Annotated in this window: 17 protein-coding genes and 1 pseudogene; 11 read left to right on the top strand and 7 right to left on the bottom strand. The window is 67.2% G+C overall.

Annotated elements, in window-relative coordinates; all coding sequences use genetic code 11:
* Positions 1-191 precede the first annotated feature (191 nt).
* The 7 genes from IG74_RS54865 to IG74_RS0140550 form a co-directional block, all read right to left on the bottom strand.
* On the bottom strand, positions 192-416 hold the full coding sequence (locus tag IG74_RS54865; protein ID WP_158857993.1) for an HNH endonuclease: 225 nt from the start codon (positions 414-416) through the stop codon (positions 192-194).
* 56 nt (positions 417-472) lie between these two features.
* Complete coding sequence (locus tag IG74_RS0140570) at positions 473-913, bottom strand: hypothetical protein (protein ID WP_030687908.1); 441 nt, start codon at positions 911-913, stop codon at positions 473-475.
* Between the two features lie 77 nt (positions 914-990).
* Positions 991-1,872 carry a phage major capsid protein gene (locus tag IG74_RS0140565; protein WP_030687905.1) on the bottom strand — a complete coding sequence of 294 codons (882 nt, stop codon included), beginning with the start codon at positions 1,870-1,872 and terminating at the stop codon, positions 991-993.
* A gap of 171 nt (positions 1,873-2,043) precedes the next feature.
* A complete protein-coding gene (locus IG74_RS0140560; RefSeq protein WP_030687903.1) occupies positions 2,044-2,388 on the bottom strand; it encodes a hypothetical protein in 345 nt (114 codons plus the stop codon).
* A gap of 270 nt (positions 2,389-2,658) precedes the next feature.
* Positions 2,659-2,880 carry a helix-turn-helix transcriptional regulator gene (locus tag IG74_RS46725; protein WP_037826943.1) on the bottom strand — a complete coding sequence of 74 codons (222 nt, stop codon included), beginning with the start codon at positions 2,878-2,880 and terminating at the stop codon, positions 2,659-2,661.
* 616 nt (positions 2,881-3,496) lie between these two features.
* Positions 3,497-3,964, bottom strand: coding sequence for a helix-turn-helix domain-containing protein (locus tag IG74_RS54860; protein ID WP_420710029.1), 468 nt, complete (start codon positions 3,962-3,964; stop codon positions 3,497-3,499).
* A 474-nt stretch (positions 3,965-4,438) separates the two neighbouring features.
* Positions 4,439-6,064, bottom strand: coding sequence for a recombinase family protein (locus tag IG74_RS0140550; protein WP_030687900.1), 1,626 nt, complete (start codon positions 6,062-6,064; stop codon positions 4,439-4,441).
* Between the two features lie 91 nt (positions 6,065-6,155).
* Between IG74_RS0140550 and uvrC the strand changes: the two genes are divergently transcribed.
* The 11 genes and pseudogenes from uvrC to IG74_RS0140495 all read left to right on the top strand — a co-directional run.
* Positions 6,156-8,321 carry an excinuclease ABC subunit UvrC gene (uvrC, locus tag IG74_RS0140545; RefSeq protein ID WP_030687898.1) on the top strand — a complete coding sequence of 722 codons (2,166 nt, stop codon included), beginning with the start codon at positions 6,156-6,158 and terminating at the stop codon, positions 8,319-8,321.
* A complete protein-coding gene (rapZ, locus tag IG74_RS0140540) occupies positions 8,318-9,253 on the top strand; it encodes an RNase adapter RapZ (protein WP_030687895.1) in 936 nt (311 codons plus the stop codon). Before uvrC ends, rapZ begins: the two co-directional genes overlap by 4 nt.
* The gene (locus tag IG74_RS0140535; protein WP_030687893.1) at positions 9,250-10,266 is read left to right on the top strand and encodes a gluconeogenesis factor YvcK family protein; all 1,017 of its coding nucleotides are present in this window, start codon (positions 9,250-9,252) and stop codon (positions 10,264-10,266) included. Before rapZ ends, IG74_RS0140535 begins: the two co-directional genes overlap by 4 nt.
* Positions 10,257-11,258, top strand: coding sequence for a DNA-binding protein WhiA (gene whiA, locus IG74_RS0140530; protein WP_030687891.1), 1,002 nt, complete (start codon positions 10,257-10,259; stop codon positions 11,256-11,258). The genes IG74_RS0140535 and whiA overlap by 10 nt, the downstream gene beginning before the upstream one ends.
* A 341-nt stretch (positions 11,259-11,599) precedes the next feature.
* Entirely contained in the window at positions 11,600-12,610 is a 1,011-nt protein-coding gene (gene gap, locus IG74_RS0140525) for a type I glyceraldehyde-3-phosphate dehydrogenase (RefSeq protein WP_030687888.1), read from the top strand.
* Positions 12,611-12,730: 120 nt separating this feature from the next.
* Complete coding sequence (locus IG74_RS0140520) at positions 12,731-13,942, top strand: phosphoglycerate kinase (protein WP_030687886.1); 1,212 nt, start codon at positions 12,731-12,733, stop codon at positions 13,940-13,942.
* A gap of 5 nt (positions 13,943-13,947) precedes the next feature.
* A complete protein-coding gene (gene tpiA / locus IG74_RS0140515; RefSeq protein ID WP_030687884.1) occupies positions 13,948-14,724 on the top strand; it encodes a triose-phosphate isomerase in 777 nt (258 codons plus the stop codon).
* Positions 14,725-14,855: 131 nt separating this feature from the next.
* Positions 14,856-15,086, top strand: a complete 231-nt coding sequence (gene secG, locus IG74_RS0140510) for a preprotein translocase subunit SecG (protein WP_030687882.1) — start codon at positions 14,856-14,858, stop codon at positions 15,084-15,086.
* A gap of 250 nt (positions 15,087-15,336) precedes the next feature.
* Positions 15,337-15,672 (top strand): RNA polymerase-binding protein RbpA, encoded by a 336-nt coding sequence (locus IG74_RS0140505; RefSeq protein ID WP_003957010.1) that lies wholly within the window; start codon positions 15,337-15,339, stop codon positions 15,670-15,672.
* Positions 15,673-15,849: 177 nt separating this feature from the next.
* A complete protein-coding gene (locus IG74_RS0140500; RefSeq protein WP_051856440.1) occupies positions 15,850-17,112 on the top strand; it encodes an MFS transporter in 1,263 nt (420 codons plus the stop codon).
* Positions 17,113-17,183: 71 nt separating this feature from the next.
* Positions 17,184-17,507 (top strand): annotated as a pseudogene (locus IG74_RS0140495) (glucose-6-phosphate isomerase); the annotation flags it as partial.

Raw genomic sequence — 17,507 nt, 5'->3', positions numbered from 1 at the left:
CCAACAGGAGCTTGCCGGTATCAAGGTCCCACCATTCACCATCCTGAGACCGGGGGTTACTGAGCCGGCCTCGGGCAGTTACGGAATGTAGGGGCTTTTCATAGTCGGCTACCTCTTCCCCGTACTCGTCCTCTGTGAGTGTCGGCCACACAATGCGAACGGTGCGGTTAAGCAGGAGACTGCCAGTCATGTCAGGCATAGGGATTCTCCTCAGGGTCACGCAGCCTCTTAACGGGCTTGTGCTTTAGCTGGTACGCCTTCAAGCGCTCAGCCTTCGACTTCGCCATATGGCACGGCTTACAAACAGCCACCAGGTTCATAAGGTCATCACTGCCGCCCTCCCAAAGGGGGCGAACGTGATCTACCTCTGAAGCCTCTTCACCGCAGCCACGGCACACGTAGCCATCACGTGTCATTACCTGGTGTCGTTTACGGGCCCACCCGCGCCGGTCTCTACCGGTCGACCAGCCCATTACAGCCACACCGTCCGGGACTGCTCACCGCAGATACGGGCGAGTTCCTTACGCTCAGCGGCCGTCAACCGCATACCCATACCCTGGTTAGGGGAGAACGAGTGAGAGCCGTCACCGGCGCTTTCCTGAGTAATCTGGTTAGGATTAGCGACTGTACGAGCGATTATCCGAAATGCCAGATTGAACAGCGCATCCCAGCTAACGAAGGGCGCGTCAGACCCCGGCATGATCCCCGATTCGACCATGTTCTGACTGCCCCAGTAATGAGGCTGAGGAACAAGTGGGGCTTCCGCGATAAGAACCCCGCCCGCTATCTCAGCGAGCGTCGCGTAACGCTCCTGGCTCACCTTGTCCTCAAGGTGCGGGTACAAAGCAACAAAGCTCGGGTACTGCTTGCAGATCTCTTCCTGAACGTACGTCTTACTGTCGCGACAGTCCATGTGTAATCTCTCCAATCACAGCAACAGAAAAGGACCCCCGCATTTGTCCCTACGGGGGCCCTAATCAGAAGTTGCGTTTACTTGTCGTCGGCCTTGACGGTGGCCTTGGTCGGAACCTTGACCGTGCGCAGCTTGCCCGGGGCGGTAACGACCCAAGAGGCACGGAACGTGCCACGGACGCCGGTAGCGTCAAACTCGGCGTAACGCTGGTCGAACAGCTTCACGTCCATGGTCTTGCGGACGACGGCGGTAACGGCCTCACGGTCAGCGATAAGCGCGGTGCCACGGGTCATGGCCTTGTGCTCGATAACGGTCAGGCCGTCCGCGATCTGGTCGCCCTGGAGAAGGTAGGTGTTGCCGTCGGTCTTGTCGGCAAGCTTGACCTTGATCTTCCGCATCTCGGCAGCGTCCAGCGGGTGAACGATGAACAGCGACGCCGAACCCTCAGCGTCGGCAATCTCCGCAACCGCGTCCTTCACGGCGTCAAGGTTGTCCTTGACCTCACCAGCGGACTTCAGCTCAGCGTGGTTCAGAACGCCGGTCGGGGCGGTCTTGTTCACGTCGGTCTGCTTGGCGGCGGTAAGGAAGTCCTCGTCAATGCCCTTGTAGATGGCAGAGGCGAGCTTCTTCGTGTTCCGCTCCAGGATGCCGGGGGTGGTGTCGGCAATGGCCTCGTTGGAGATCTTGCGCATCTGCGCGTACTTCACCGGCTCCGACTTAACCTCGGTCTGGTCGGTCTCGGCAAGCGGGATCTCCTTGTTCTCACCAACGACCCCGGCACGATCAACCTCGTTACCGACAAGGAGAGTTACGTCCTTCTTGTCAGTGGTGAGGCGGTCGAACGCAGACAGGAACACGGAGCCAGAGACGATCTGGTCGTGAAGGATGCGCGCGATCCGGTCAGTGGGGGTCAGCTCTTCGTTCCCAGCGCGAAGCTGGGTGTTCGGGTTCTCGGCCATAGGTATGGCTCCTCTCATGAGAAAAGCCGCCCCGGACGGGACGGCCACAAGTCAGTAATCAGTCCGTCACTACGGACGGCAGTAGTAGAAGGGAGGTCAGTCCTCCCAAGGGGTAGAGCGCTCGCCGGCTCGACGCCACTACGGGGCGCGGTAGTAGACCGCGGGGCTAGTTCAGTCGCGCTCAAGAGCAGCGCGAAACAGGTCCGACTGAGACTGTTTCGGCGGGGCCTCTTCCTGGGCGCCGGACGCTGCCGACACGGGAGCACCCTCACCGATGTGCGTCGGCACCTTCGGGGGTGACTGCCTCAGGTCATCAAGCTGACTGGCGAGAGCGCTGTACGCCTCCTGGAGAGCCTTGAACTCCTCCATGGACGGGCCAGGCTCCATGTGGGCCTCTGTGGGCTCCTCGGCCTCCGGCTGGACCTCCGGGGCATCGCTCGGTTCCTCGGCCGTCTGAGGCTCAACCGCCGGGGTCTCCGGCTGCTCCTCGGCGGGGGCAATCTGGTGCTCAGACATGGGCGGTCTCCGTTTCGCTGACGACGGTGTAATGAGGGCGGGGGTTCGTACGGGTCGGGTCGGACAGTCGTCGCCAACAGTGCGACGCAGGGACGGGGAGAGCGGTTACGAGAGACCAGCAGTCGTCACACGCCGGACGGACCCGCGAGAAGCCAAGCTGATGGCCGTAAGCGGCCTGCCCGGCACAACCGACACAAAGACCCGCTTCGAGATACCGGCCCTTGACCGTCTCCCATGTACGGGCCTGCCTCAGAGTCTCCGGGGCTTCAGTCACGCGCAATCGAACTCACCCCACTCAAAGAAATCGGAAGGCTCAGCATCAAGGGCGAGCGACAGACGCCACAGCGTCAGAACCGAAGGGAACCGCTCCCCAGACTCAAACCGAGAAATGGTCTGCTGCGATACGCCACAGAGGCGCGCTAGATCCTCCTGGCTAAAGCCAAGCTCTTCCCGCCGCTTCCTGATGAAGCGTGCGGCGAAGTAGTCATCCATCTAAGACACCTCCTAGGTGTATCGAAGGGCAAATAAAGGAAAGGGCCCGCGCTTCACAGCGAGGGGCCCTGTCCCTGACATTTTCCGCTTCGTGGCCACATACATGGTCGCGACAGCGGGAAGGTCACCTGTTGATGACCCGTACCTGTCCTGGAATCGAACCAGGACCCCCGAGGGACGGGGGGTGCAAACCTGCACAGGCTGACAGCGGAGAATGCCCCCGGGTACCAAACCGGGCCTCTGTCTGCGTCTCCTTTGTCTGCACCGGAGAGAACGCATATCCGGCCCCCAGCGCTTTCCGAACGCGCGGCTGAGGTAGCACGTCCACCTATATCCCGGGTGGCACGGTTTGAAGGAGAGTCCATGACTCAACACTAGGTGTCCACAAGACACCCTAGGAACGCATCCGTGTCCGCATTCGGATGCGCTCTTAGCGTGGCTCGTTCCCTTCAGGGCTTACATACATAAGGTGGGTGTTCTGGAAAGTACACCCGTGGGGTGTCCCCACTCGGCTTACTTCTATAAGGTGTCCAAGCCTGAAAGCTGGACAACTGGCCGTGGTGATCGTGGTCACCGTAGATGCGACAAAGCCCCGGCTCGAAAACCGGGGCTCTCGTCAGAATGGCGGACAGTCGCAGTAAGGCTGTCCCGGAACGGTAGGACAGCCGCACTGTCTCGGCTGAATCTCTTCAGCCTCTACTGTCGTAGGAACCTTTGTAGGTTCCTTTGTAAGTACGGGTGCCTGGATTGGGCACGGTTCGCGTCCAGATTGGGCACGGTTCGCGTCCAGATTAGGCACGGTGCCCAGATTAGGCACGGTGCCCAGATTAGGCACGGTGCCCAGATTAGGCACGGGTACGAGCTGATAGACCGTGGCCTGTCGAACCTTCTCGCCAGTGTCCACCATCCACCCCTCACGCTTGAGAGCCTTCCGGCGATCCTTCACCTTGCGCTCAGTGATCCCAAGAATCCCTGAGAGCCGTTCTGAGCCGATGTAAACCCGGCCCGTGGTGTAGTTGGCGTGCTGTCCGATTACGGCCCCGAGGAGCCGTTCAGAAGGTGTCAGGTTGGAGTCTGCGGACATGGCAAGGGTCCATCGCTTGACGATGTTCGACCCGTCGTTATCGGTGCTGGTCATTGGTGGTGTCTCTTCCTAGTTCAGAATCCGGGTATCTGCTGAAGCCTGGCCGGTGCGCGGGGCGGAATGGTCGGCGGTTCGGTATCCAGGGTGAAAGTGTGAGTCCCCGGCGTGAAGTGACTCGGGCCTTCTGCGATCACGCGACTCCCGAGGATTCGCCGAACGCGTGCCACTTCGTGAGGGGGCACCTGAACCATCCAGCACTTACCGGGGGTGACTTCCTGAATCTTGACGTGCATGTTCCTTGTTTCCATGTGGGGGAGGGTGCGCCGGATCGAGGCGCGACCACCAATTACGCCAGGTCGCGACCATTTCCGCAAATTGATCATGCCGTCATTAGGGATAAGCGTTAGGCGCTATTAGCCCTAAGCGCTTAGCTAAGCATTAGCGCTAAGCCCTTAACGCGTTAGCGGCTAAGCCTTATGAAACTTCACGGTCATCCCAAAAGCGGTCCCACAAGGGGCGGCTCATCATTAGGGCGGACTCTCGCGCGTCCTCGTTCGCCTGCTCCAGGAACCCCGGCTCGATCATTCCCGAGATCACGTCACCGGCCCGCGCCTCAAGGTCGTGCGGGATGAACGTATGGATGATCGGGACCGTGGGGTTCTTAGGCGAGCCACCCAAGTACACGCGGATACCCGCCTTCCGAAGCATGTCGCCACGGGCGTACCAGTCCGTCTCGCGGCTCCACCACTCGCCGTACGTCTCCCCGGTACCCGACACCTTCCAAGCGGCCTCTACGACCGGCTCAGCCTCAAGCGTCTTCAGGTTGGCTTCATGACGCTTCATGGTCTCTACGGTCTGCGTGTGCGCGATGCTGCCAGGCTCGAACTGACCGAGGGTCGCAGCAAGGTTCCCGATAGCCGTCCGAAGATTCTTGATCTCGGTCCGGTTGTCCTTGCCGGGGATGAACTCCTTAGTGGTCATCTCCTTGTCCCCAAGCTGGACCATGAACTCTTCCGTCAGGAACTCGTGAGCGATATCGACCGGCCACGACACGCGGTAGCGGCACCGCTTGTATGTGCTGAAGGTGCGGCACCTGAAGTAGCGGTAACGCTTGCCTGTCTTCGACTCGGACGAGTCAGAGTTCATGTGCTGCCCGCACGGACACCAGAGGACTTCTCGGAGGGGGTTCGGGACAGGCTTGTTCGACGGCGAGATAGACCGGACGGACATGCGCTCTTGAAGCTTCTCGAACTCCGCCGGGGAAAGGATCGGCTCCGACCACTGGACCGGCAGACCGTCACGCATCCGAACCTCACCCTTGTGCGTGGCGTAGCCCATGAGTGCGGGCTTAGAGAGGACGATCTTCAGGCTTGCGTGAGACCACTGGAAGCCCTTGATCTCCGTCATCTTCTCGTCGCGGCCCTCGGACGCGTTCACGTGAGCTTGGTAGTCCTTGGCCGTCATGACCCCACGCGCGTTCCAGTCGCGCGCTACGTCCGTGACGGTGTGGGCCTGGTTCACGATCCGGTCGTACGCCTCCCGGATCAGCTTGGACGTCACAGGGTCCAGGAACAGCCGCTTACGGCGCTTCCCATCGACCATGACAGTCATGGCGCGGTACCCGAACGGCCAGAGACCACCCGGCCACAAATCCTGATCCCGGAAGCTCTGAGTCTGGTCCCGCCGCTTCTGAACGATCACGTCCCGGTACTGCTGAGCCTGAGACGCCTTGACGTACGCGATCAAGCGGCCCTGACTGGTGTGGATGTCCAAGCCAGGATCATCAAGACAGATGATCTCTTTGCCACCCTGGTGGCATCGCTCAGCGAACAGTTCCCAATGGAACTGGTTGCGGGTGATCCGGTCCAACGTCGTGACCATGATCGCGTCCCACTGCTCCCACTGAGGGGACCGCATCCACTGACCGAGAGACGGCCGGTCATCAAGGTTGATCGCACCCGATACGGTCGCGTCCTCCACGATGCCCACGGCCACGTGACCGCCGTCGCGGATGCCCCGCTCTAGCCGCTCTCCTTGTGCTGTGAGCGCGTCTGACGACTCGGTGTCCCGACTGATGCGCTTGACCGCTAGTACCCTCACGACCGGGGGGTGTCCTTCCGTGCCTTGCGGGCCCACCCCTCAATGACCAGCCTAAGAAGCGCACGGCGAGCGTGCCTGTCAGAGTGTGGTGATCTTCGTCGTGGACCCTTCCAGCTACCGCCCCAAGCCGGGACAGATCCCCGACTCGCCCGGGGTCTACAAGTTCCGCGACGAGCACCGCCGTGTGATTTACGTCGGGAAGGCCAAGAGCCTGCGCCAGCGCCTCGCCAGCTACTTCCAGGACCTGGCGAACCTGCACCCGCGCACGGCCACCATGGTGACGACCGCCGCCTCCGTGGAGTGGACCGTCGTCGCCACGGAGACCGCCGCGCTGCAGCTGGAGTACACCTGGATCAAGGAGTACGACCCGCGTTTCAACGTCAAGTACCGCGACGACAAGAGCTACCCCTACCTCGCGGTGACGATGAACGAGGAGTTCCCGCGCGTGCAGGTGATGCGCGGTCAGAAGAAAAAGGGCGTGCGCTACTTCGGTCCGTACGGCCACGCCTGGGCCATCCGCGACACCGTGGACCTGCTGCTCCGCGTGTTCCCGGTGCGGACGTGCTCGGCGGGCGTCTTCAAGAACGCCGCCCGCACCGGCCGCCCCTGTCTGCTCGGCTACATCGGCAAGTGCTCCGCGCCGTGCGTGGACCGCGTCTCCGCCGAGGAGCACCGCGAACTGGCCGAGGACTTCTGCGAGTTCATGACCGGCCGCACCGGTACGTACATCCGGCGCCTGGAGCGCCAGATGACGGACGCGGCCGAGGAGATGGAGTACGAGCGCGCGGCCCGCCTCCGCGACGACATAGACGCCCTCAGGAAGGCGATGGAGAAGAGCGCGGTCGTCCTGGCCGACGCCACCGACGCCGACCTGATCGCCGTCGCCGAGGACGAGCTGGAGGCCGCCCTCCAGATCTTCCACGTACGCGGCGGACGCGTGCGCGGCCAGCGCGGCTGGGTCACCGACAAGGTGGAGGCCGTCACCACCGCCGACCTCGTCGAGCACGCGCTCCAGCAGCTGTACGGCGAGGAGCGCGGCGACGCCGTGCCCAAGGAGGTGCTCGTCCCCGCGCTGCCCGACCCCGTGGCGCCCGTCCAGGAGTGGCTCACCCAGCGCCGCGGGTCGAACGTGTCGTTGCGCATCCCGCAGCGCGGCGACAAGAAGGCCCTCATGGAGACCGTCGCGCGCAACGCCCAGCAGTCGCTCGTCCTGCACAAGACCAAGCGCGCCTCCGACCTCACCACCCGCTCCCGGGCCCTGGAGGAGATCGCCACCGCCCTGGAGCTGGACAGCGCGCCGCTGCGCATCGAGTGCTACGACATCTCGCACCTCCAGGGCGACGACGTCGTCGCCTCCATGGTCGTCTTCGAGGACGGACTCGCCCGGAAGAGCGAGTACCGCCGCTTCCAGATCAAGGGCTTCGAGGGGCAGGACGACGTCCGGTCCATGCACGAAGTGATCACGCGGCGCTTCCGGCGCTATCTCGTGGAGCAGGCGAAGACGGGGAGTGGGGTCTCCCCTGCTCAAGCGGAGCCGAGAGCTTGGGGAGGGTCCGCTGAAGAGGTCCAGGAGAGCCTGACCGAGGAGGACGGGCGCCCCAAGAGGTTCGCCTACCCGCCGCAGCTCGTCGTCGTGGACGGCGGCCAGCCGCAGGTCGCCGCCGCCCAGCGGGCCCTGGACGACCTCGGCATCGACGACATCGCGGTCTGCGGCCTCGCCAAGCGCCTCGAAGAGGTCTGGGTGCCCGGCGACGACGACCCCGTGGTGCTGCCGCGCACCAGCGAGGGCCTCTATCTGCTCCAGCGCGTACGAGACGAGGCGCACCGTTTCGCGATCGCGTATCAGCGGTCCAAACGGACCAAGCGCTTCAAGGCGAGCCCGCTGGACGCCGTGCCCGGCCTCGGCGAGTCCAGGAAGCAGACACTGATCAAGCACTTCGGGTCGCTGAAGCGGCTCAGGTCCGCCACCATCGACCAGATCTGCGAAGTTCCCGGCATCGGCCGCAAGACGGCGGAAGCCGTTCTCGCGGCCTTCGCCCAGGCGGCCCCGGCGCCCCCCGCCGTGAACACCGCCACAGGAGAGATCATGGAAGACGAGGACCCCGCGGGGGCGGGAGACTCGGACGAAGGCGAGCAGCCCGCACCGGCGGGCGACTCGCTCAACGGCAAGGGGGCCACACCGACCGGGGCCCCCGGTGAAGGCGGGACGACCACGCACGTGGGCGCCCCGGAACGACGACGGGGGATGGAGACATGAGCGAGCACGACGAAGGCGGCACCCAGGTGAGTACGAGCACGACCATCGAGCCGGGCGAGGCCGCGGAAGCGGCCATCCCGGAGCTGGTGATCATCTCCGGCATGTCCGGCGCGGGGCGCAGCACGGCCGCCAAGTGCCTGGAGGACCTCGGCTGGTTCGTCGTGGACAACCTGCCCCCCGCGCTGATCCCCACCATGGTCGAGCTGGGCGCCCGCTCGCAGGGCAACGTCGCCCGCATCGCGGTCGTCGTCGACGTGCGCGGCCGCCGCTTCTTCGACAACCTCCGCGAGTCCCTCGCGGACCTGGAGTCCAAGCACGTCACCCGGCGCATCGTCTTCCTGGAGTCCTCGGACGAGGCCCTGGTGCGCCGCTTCGAGTCGGTGCGCCGCCCGCACCCGCTGCAGGGCGACGGCCGCATCGTCGACGGTATCGCCGCCGAGCGCGAGCTCCTGCGCGAGCTGCGCGGCGACGCCGACCTGGTCATCGACACCTCCAGCCTGAACGTGCACGAGCTGCGCGCCAAGATGGACGCCCAGTTCGCGGGCGACGAGGAGCCCGAGCTGCGGGCCACGGTGATGTCCTTCGGCTTCAAGTACGGCCTGCCGGTCGACGCGGACCTCGTGGTCGACATGCGCTTCCTGCCCAACCCGCACTGGGTTCCGGAGCTGCGCCCCTACACCGGTCTCAACGAAGAAGTGTCGGCGTACGTCTTCAACCAGCCGGGCGCCAAGGAGTTCCTCGACCGCTACACCGAGCTGCTCCAGCTGATCGCCGCGGGCTACCGCCGCGAGGGCAAGCGGTACGTGACCATCGCCGTGGGCTGTACGGGCGGCAAGCACCGCTCCGTCGCCACGTCCGAGAAGCTCGCCGCGAGCCTGTCCTCCGCTGGCATCGAGACGGTCATCGTCCACCGGGACATGGGGCGCGAATGAAGCCCAACCGCCGGGTGCTCCGTCTGAACCGCCTGGGCCGCAAGCGGGGCACCCAGCCCAAGGTCGTCGCCCTCGGCGGCGGCATGGGCCTGTCCGCGTCGCTCGCCGCCCTGCGCCGCATCACCGGAGACCTCACCGCCGTCGTCACCGTCGCCGACGACGGCGGCTCCAGCGGCCGGCTGCGCCAGGAGCTCGGCGTGCTGCCGCCCGGCGACCTGCGCAAGGCGCTCGCCGCGCTGTGCGGCGACGACGACTGGGGCCAGACCTGGGCCCGCGTCATCCAGCACCGCTTCCAGTCCCGCGGCGACCTGCACGAGCACGCGGTCGGGAACGTGCTGATCGTTGCCCTGTGGGAGCAGCTCGGCGACCACGTCCAGGCGCTCGACCTGGTCGGCAAGCTGCTCGGCGCGCACGGGCGCGTGCTGCCCATGTCCGCCGTGCCCCTGGAGCTCCAGGCGCTGGTCAAGGGCCACGACCCGGAGCGTCCCGACGACGTGGACACCGTGCGCGGCCAGGCCACCGTGGCGCTCACGCCCGGCGAGGTGCAGTCCGTGCACCTGGTCCCGCAGGACCCGCCCGCCGTCCCGGAGGCCGTCGCCGCCGTCCTGGACGCCGACTGGGTGGTCCTCGGGCCCGGCTCCTGGTTTTCCTCCGTGATTCCGCACCTGCTGGTGCCCGAGCTGCTCGACGCGCTCACGGAGACGAAGGCCCGCCGGGTCCTGTCGCTCAACCTCGCACCGCAGCCCGGAGAAACCGAAGGCTTCTCTCCGCAGCGTCATTTGGAGGTTTTGGCCCGACACGCCCCTAAACTCGCCCTGGACGTGGTGCTGGCCGACGAGGCCGCCGTGCCCGACCGTGGGTCCCTGACCGATGCCGCCAAGCGGTTCGGTGCCACGGTGGAGCTGGCGCCGGTGGCCCGCGAGGACGGCAGCCCCAAGCACGACCCGGAGCTGCTGGCCGCCGCGTACGACCGTATTTTTCGGATGCATGGAAGGATCGGCCCATGGCGATGACGGCAGCGGTGAAGGACGAGATCTCCCGGCTCCCCGTCACCCGGACCTGCTGCAGGAAGGCGGAGGTCTCGGCGATCCTGCGGTTCGCGGGCGGCCTGCACCTGGTCAGCGGCCGCATCGTGATCGAGGCGGAGCTGGACACGGCGATGGCGGCACGCCGGCTCAAGCGGGACATCCTGGAGATCTTCGGACACGGCTCCGAGCTGATCGTGATGGCCCCCGGCGGCCTGCGCCGCGGCTCGCGCTACGTGGTCCGCGTGGTCGCGGGCGGCGATCAGCTGGCCCGCCAGACCGGCCTGGTGGACGGCCGCGGCCGCCCCATCCGCGGCCTGCCGCCGCAGGTGGTCTCGGGGGCCACCTGCGACGCCGAGGCCGCCTGGCGCGGGGCCTTCCTCGCGCACGGCTCACTGACCGAGCCCGGCCGCTCGTCCTCTCTCGAGGTGACCTGCCCGGGCCCGGAGGCCGCCCTCGCCCTGGTCGGCGCCGCCCGGCGGCTGCAGATCGCCGCGAAGGCCCGCGAGGTGCGCGGCGTGGACCGCGTCGTCGTCCGTGACGGGGACGCGATCGGCGCCCTCCTGACGCGCCTCGGCGCCCACGAGTCGGTGCTCGCCTGGGAGGAGCGGCGGATGCGGCGCGAGGTGCGCGCCACCGCCAACCGCCTCGCCAACTTCGACGACGCCAACCTCCGCCGCTCGGCCCGTGCCGCCGTCGCCGCGGGCGCCCGCGTTCAGCGCGCCCTGGAGATCCTCGGCGAGGAGGTCCCCGAGCACCTCGCGGCCGCGGGCCGGCTGCGCATGGAGCACAAGCAAGCCTCCCTGGAGGAGCTGGGCGCGCTCGCCGACCCGCCGCTGACCAAGGACGCCGTCGCGGGGCGCATCCGCCGCCTGCTCGCGATGGCCGACAAGCGGGCGCAGGACCTGGGCATCCCCGGCACGGAGTCCAATCTGACCGAGGACCTGACCGAGGAGATGGCGGACAACCTCGCGGTCTGACGAAACGGTCGGACGAAACGGTCGGACGAAACGGTCCGACGCAGCGGTCCGACGAGACGAAGCGGTCCGACGAAAACGGTCTCTCACGGAGGGCCTTCCGGGTTCCGGAAGGCCCTCCGTCGGCGTCCGAAACGCGGAATTTGCGCTCACCCGTGCGCGAGGTGAAACGGGTGAGCGCCATGGTGAGCGTGGTGCTTCTCACTACCGGACGGTATTGCCTTCGAGGGGGGTTCTCGATGTCACCCGGAGGCCTTCGGAGAGGTAGGGTCGGAGGCGGTCGGGGACATCCCAATACATCTCGCCGGCGTCTCAGACCGGCGTACCAACGAGGAGATCGGTTCGTGACGATCCGCGTAGGCATCAACGGCTTTGGCCGCATCGGTCGTAACTACTTCCGCGCGCTCCTTGAGCAGGGTGCGGACATCGAGATCGTGGCTGTCAACGACCTGGGTGACACCGCGACCACCGCACACCTGCTGAAGTACGACACCATCCTCGGCCGCCTCAAGGCCGAGGTGTCCCACACCGAGGACACCATCACCGTCGACGGCCACACCATCAAGGTGCTGTCCGAGCGCAACCCCGCCGACATCCCGTGGGGCGACCTCGGCGTCGACATCGTCATCGAGTCGACCGGCATCTTCACCAAGAAGGCCGACGCCGAGAAGCACATCGCCGGTGGCGCGAAGAAGGTCCTCATCTCGGCTCCGGCCAAGGACGAGGACATCACCATCGTGATGGGCGTCAACCAGGACAAGTACGACGCGGCCAACCACCACGTCATCTCCAACGCCTCCTGCACCACCAACTGTGTGGCGCCGATGGCCAAGGTCCTCGACGAGAACTTCGGCATCGTCAAGGGCCTGATGACGACGGTCCACGCGTACACCAACGACCAGCGCATCCTGGACTTCCCGCACTCCGACCTGCGCCGCGCCCGCGCCGCCGCGGAGAACATCATCCCGACCACGACCGGTGCCGCCAAGGCCACCGCCCTGGTCCTCCCGCAGCTCAAGGGCAAGCTGGACGGCATCGCCATGCGCGTCCCGGTCCCGACCGGCTCGGCCACCGACCTGGTCGTGACGCTGCAGCGCGAGGTCACCAAGGACGAGGTCAACGCCGCGTTCAAGAAGGCCGCCGACGACGGCGACCTCAAGGGCATCCTGTTCTACACCGAGGACCCGATCGTGTCCTCGGACATCGTCAGCGACCCGGCCTCCTGCACCTTCGACTCCTCCCTGACCATGGTCCAGGAGGGCAACTCGGTGAAGATCCTCGGCTGGTACGACAACGAGTGGGGCTACTCCAACCGCCTCGTCGACCTCACGGTCTTCGTCGGCGGTCAGCTCTGAGGCGCGAGCGCGCTTAGAGCAGGCACCCAGATGTGAGCAGCAGGGTCCGGACCGTTAACGTCCGGACCCTGCAGCATGTCAAAGCCCTCTTCGGAGCCCCTTCTCAAGGAGTCCCCCTCTATGAAGACGATCGATGAACTGCTCGCCGGCGGTGTCGCGGGCAAGCGGGTCTTCGTCCGCGCGGACCTGAACGTTCCCCTCGACGGCACCACGATCACCGACGACGGCCGCATCCGCGCCGTCGTGCCCACCGTCAAGGCCCTCGCCGACGCGGGCGCCCGCGTGGTCGTCGCCTCGCACCTGGGCCGCCCCAAGGGCGCCCCGAACCCCGCCTTCTCGCTGGCCCCCGCCGCCGCCCGGCTCGGTGAACTCCTGGGCACGGACGTGCGGTTCGCCACCGACACGGTCGGCGACTCCGCCAAGGCCACCGTCGCGGGCCTGGCCGACGGCCAGGTCGCCGTCGTGGAGAACCTCCGCTTCAACGCCGGTGAGACGGCCAAGGACGACGCCGAGCGCGGCGCGTTCGCGGCGCAGCTCGCCGAGCTCGCCGACGTGTACGTGGGCGACGGCTTCGGCGCCGTGCACCGCAAGCACGCCTCCGTCTTCGACCTGCCGGGCAGGCTGCCGCACTACGCGGGCTACCTGATCGCCACCGAGGTCGGCGTCCTGAAGAAGCTCACCGAGGACGTCAAGCGCCCCTACACCGTCATCCTCGGCGGCGCCAAGGTCTCCGACAAGCTCGCCGTCATCGACGAACTGCTCGGCAAGGCCGACCGCCTCCTGATCGGCGGCGGCATGGCCTACACCTTCCTCAAGGCCAAGGGCTACGAGGTCGGGATCTCCCTCCTGCAGGAGGACCAGATCCCGGTCGTCACCGAGTACATGGAGCGCGCCGAGAAGAACGGCGTCGAGCTGGTGCTCCCCGTGGACGTCCTGGTCTCCACCGACTTCCCCGACCTGAAGACCAAGGCCCCGGCCGACTTCGAGACGGTCGACGCCGACAGCATCCCGGCGACCATGGAGGGCCTGGACATCGGCCCCAAGACCCGCGAGCTGTTCGCCGAGAAGATCGCCGACGCCGAGACGGTCTTCTGGAACGGGCCGGTGGGCGTCGCCGAGCACCCCGACTACGCCGGTGGCACCGCCGCCGTCGCCCGGGCCCTGCTCAACTGCGACGGCTTCACCGTGGTGGGCGGCGGCGACTCCGCCGCGGCCGTCCGTAACCTGGGCTTCGACGAAAACGCATTCGGCCACATTTCGACCGGTGGCGGCGCGTCCCTCGAATACCTCGAGGGCAAGACGCTCCCCGGCCTCGCTGCACTGGAGGACTGACCCTGATGAGCACGCGCACGCCGCTGATGGCGGGCAACTGGAAGATGAACCTCAACCACCTCGAGGCCATCGCGCACGTCCAGAAGCTCGCGTTCGCGCTCGCCGACAAGGACTACGAGACCGTCGAGGTCGCCGTCCTGCCGCCGTTCACCGATCTGCGCTCCGTGCAGACCCTGGTCGACGGCGACAAGCTCAAGATCAAGTACGGCGCCCAGGACATCTCGGCGTACGACTCCGGCGCGTACACCGGTGAGATCTCGGGCCCGATGCTCTCCAAGCTGAAGTGCACGTACGTGGCCGTGGGCCACTCCGAGCGCCGCCAGTACCACAACGAGACCGACGAGGTCTGCAACGCCAAGGTGAAGGCGGCCTTCAAGCACGGCATCACGCCGATCCTGTGCGTCGGCGAGGAGCTGGAGGTCCGTGAGGCGGGCAACGCCGTCGCGCACACGCTCGCCCAGGTCGAGGGCGGCCTCAAGGACGTCCCGGCCGAGCAGGCCGAGTCGATCGTGATCGCGTACGAGCCCGTCTGGGCCATCGGCACCGGCAAGGTCTGCGGCGCCGACGACGCGCAGCAGGTCTGCGCGGCCATCCGCGGCAAGCTCGCCGAGCTGTACACGCAGGAGCTCGCGGACCGCGTCCGCATCCAGTACGGCGGCTCCGTGAAGTCCGGCAACGTCGCCGAGATCATGGCGAAGCCCGACATCGACGGCGCCCTGGTGGGCGGCGCGAGCCTGGACACGGACGAGTTCGTCAAGATCGTTCGCTTCACCGAGCAGTGAGTATGCGCTAACGCCGTTACGACGTACCCTTGCGGGGGTCGGGGCTTGAAATGTGAGCGGAAATCGCTCGCGGAGTAAGCTTCGGCCCCCGTCGTCGATTCAGATCCGAGGAAGTTGGTCCAGCCGTGGTTATGGGGTTCTCGATCGCCCTGATCGTCTTCAGCGCGCTGCTGATGCTGCTGGTGCTGATGCACAAGGGCAAGGGCGGCGGCCTTTCCGACATGTTCGGTGGCGGAATGCAGTCGTCGGTCGGCGGCTCCTCCGTCGCCGAGCGCAACCTGGACCGCATCACCGTCGTGGTCGGTCTGCTCTGGTTCGCCAGCATCGTGGTGCTCGGCATCCTGATGAAGGTCAACAACTGACAACAGGAACGGGCCGCTTGCCACGCCACCGCGGCCAAGCCCTGAAGTCCCGCTCATAGCCCCATGTTCCGTACGCGCCCGCGCGCGCGGCTTATCATGGGGCTTGCGTGTCGGGGTGGGGTGTAACTCCCAACACTGGACGCGCGTTGGGCCTTACGTAGACTGAGGCGCCCGCAGCGGAGCCGGCAGTCGACCCCGCGGCGCAGCCGCCGTTCGAACAGGCAGCACCATCACGCAGGGAGTTACGACCGTGGCAAGTGGCAACGCGATCCGAGGCAGTCGGGTCGGGGCGGGGCCGATGGGCGAGGCCGAGCGCGGTGAGTCCGCGCCGCGACTGCGCATCTCCTTCTGGTGCTCCAACGGGCACGAGACGCAGCCCAGCTTCGCCAGCGACGCGCAGGTCCCCGACACATGGGACTGCCCCCGCTGCGGCTTTCCGGCAGGTCAGGACCGGGACAACCCCCCGGACCCGCCGCGCACCGAGCCGTACAAGACCCACCTCGCGTATGTGCGCGAGCGGCGCAGCGACGCGGACGGCGAGGCCATCCTCGCCGAGGCGCTGGCCAAACTGCGGGGCGAGATCTAGAAGTTGAGAACCGGCCGGGCACCCTGAGGTGCCCGGCCGGATCCGTTTCGCCGCCGCCCCCGCCGAAACCTCCCGCCGGTCCGGAACGCGCAGGTCAGCGTGTGTCCTCCGGCGGTTGTCAGTGGTGCCCCCTACCGTGGTGGATGATCGTGAACCACGCGGCGGACGGGGGGAGTTGTGACGGCAGCGGAGACCGCGGAGGCCGGCACCGACAGGGCGCGGGGCCTCGCCTGGCGCGGGGGATTCGGGAGGCTGTGGAGCGCCGCCGTGCTCTCCAGCTTCGGCGACTCGCTGCGCAAGGCGGCGCTGCCGCTGCTCGCCGCGTCGCTCACCGACGATCCGCTGCTCATAGCCTCCGTGACCGCCTGCGGCTATCTGCCGTGGCTCGCCTTCGGGCTGCTCGGCGGCGCCGTCGCCGACCGCGTGGACCAGCGGCGCGCCATGTGGCGGGTGGACGTGGCGCGCGGCGTGCTCGTCGGGGCCTTCGCCCTCGCCGTCGCGCTCGGCCACGCCTCCATCGGCCTGCTCATCGCGCTTGCCCTGGTGCTCACGACGCTCCAGACGCTGTTCGACAACGCCGCCACGGCGCTGCTGCCCGCCCTCGTGGACCGCGATGCCCTGGGCAGTGCGAACGCCCGGCTGCTGACCGGCCAGCAGCTCGCCGGCGGCCTCCTCGCCGTGCCCGCGGTGCCCTTCCTGATCGCCGCGGACCCCGGCCTGCCGTACGTGGCGGACGCGGTGACGTATCTGGTGGCGGCCGCGCTCGTGGCCTCCCTGCGGGTGCCCGCGCCCGCGCATCCGCCCAGACCCGCCGGGGCCTCCCTGCGGTCCGACATCGCGCACGGTCTGCGGGCCCTGGGGCGGGACCGGGTCCTCCGGGGGCTGTGCGCGGCCACCGCGGTGGGCAACGTCGGCATAGGCGCGCTCCTCGCCACCCTCGTCGTCCTCGTCACCGACTGGCTGCACGCGGGCAGCGGCGGGTACGCGGCCGCCATGACCGCGTACGCGGCCGGGAGCCTCGTGGGCGGGCTGCTCGCCGGGCGCCTCGCGCGGCGGCTCGGGCGGGTCCGCGGTGTGCTCGCCGCCGGGACGGCACAGATCGCCGCGCTCGTGGCCATGGGCACGGTCCGCGACATCACGACCCTGACCGCGAGCATGGCCCTGTTCGGAGCCATGGGGATGGTGTGGAACGTCAGTACCCACACCCTGATGCAGGAGCGTGCGCCCGTCGCCGTCCTCGGACGCATCAGCGCGGCGTTCCGGACCCTGGCCCTCGCGGGGGCGCCGCTCGGGGCGATGCTCGGCGGGGCCGCGGCCGCGCTCCGGGGGACCAACACGCCGATGCTGCTCGCGGCCGCCCTGTTCGCGCTCTCGGTCGCCGTGCTCGCCCCCGCCCTCAAGTCGGCCGACGGCGGACAGACGGCTCAAACCGCACGCTGATCAACTAGGTTGGGAAGGCAGTGGGGCGTACGCACGGTACTCAGGTTGTACGAGAGAGGGCTGAAGTACAGATGAACGCAGTTGGCCGCACCAGGCTCAACCAGACGGCCGAGTGGGCGGCCCTGGCCAAGCACCGGGAGCAGCTGGGGGAGGTGCGGCTGCGGGAGCAGTTCGACGCCGACCCGGCCCGCGCCGAGCGCTATACCATCCAGGTCGGCGACCTGCACGTCGACTACTCCAAGCACCTGGTGACCGACGAGACGCTCGCGCTCCTGCGGGACCTCGCCGCGGCGACGGACGTGTTCGGGCTGCGGGACGCGATGTTCCGGGGCGAGAGGATCAACACCACGGAGGGGCGTGCGGTGCTGCACACCGCGCTGCGCGCGCCTGCGGAC

It is taken from the genome of Streptomyces sp. NRRL B-1347 (assembly GCF_000720325.1).
In the GTDB taxonomy this organism is placed as follows: domain Bacteria; phylum Actinomycetota; class Actinomycetes; order Streptomycetales; family Streptomycetaceae; genus Streptomyces.
This window is presented reverse-complemented; position numbering and strand designations above follow the sequence as displayed.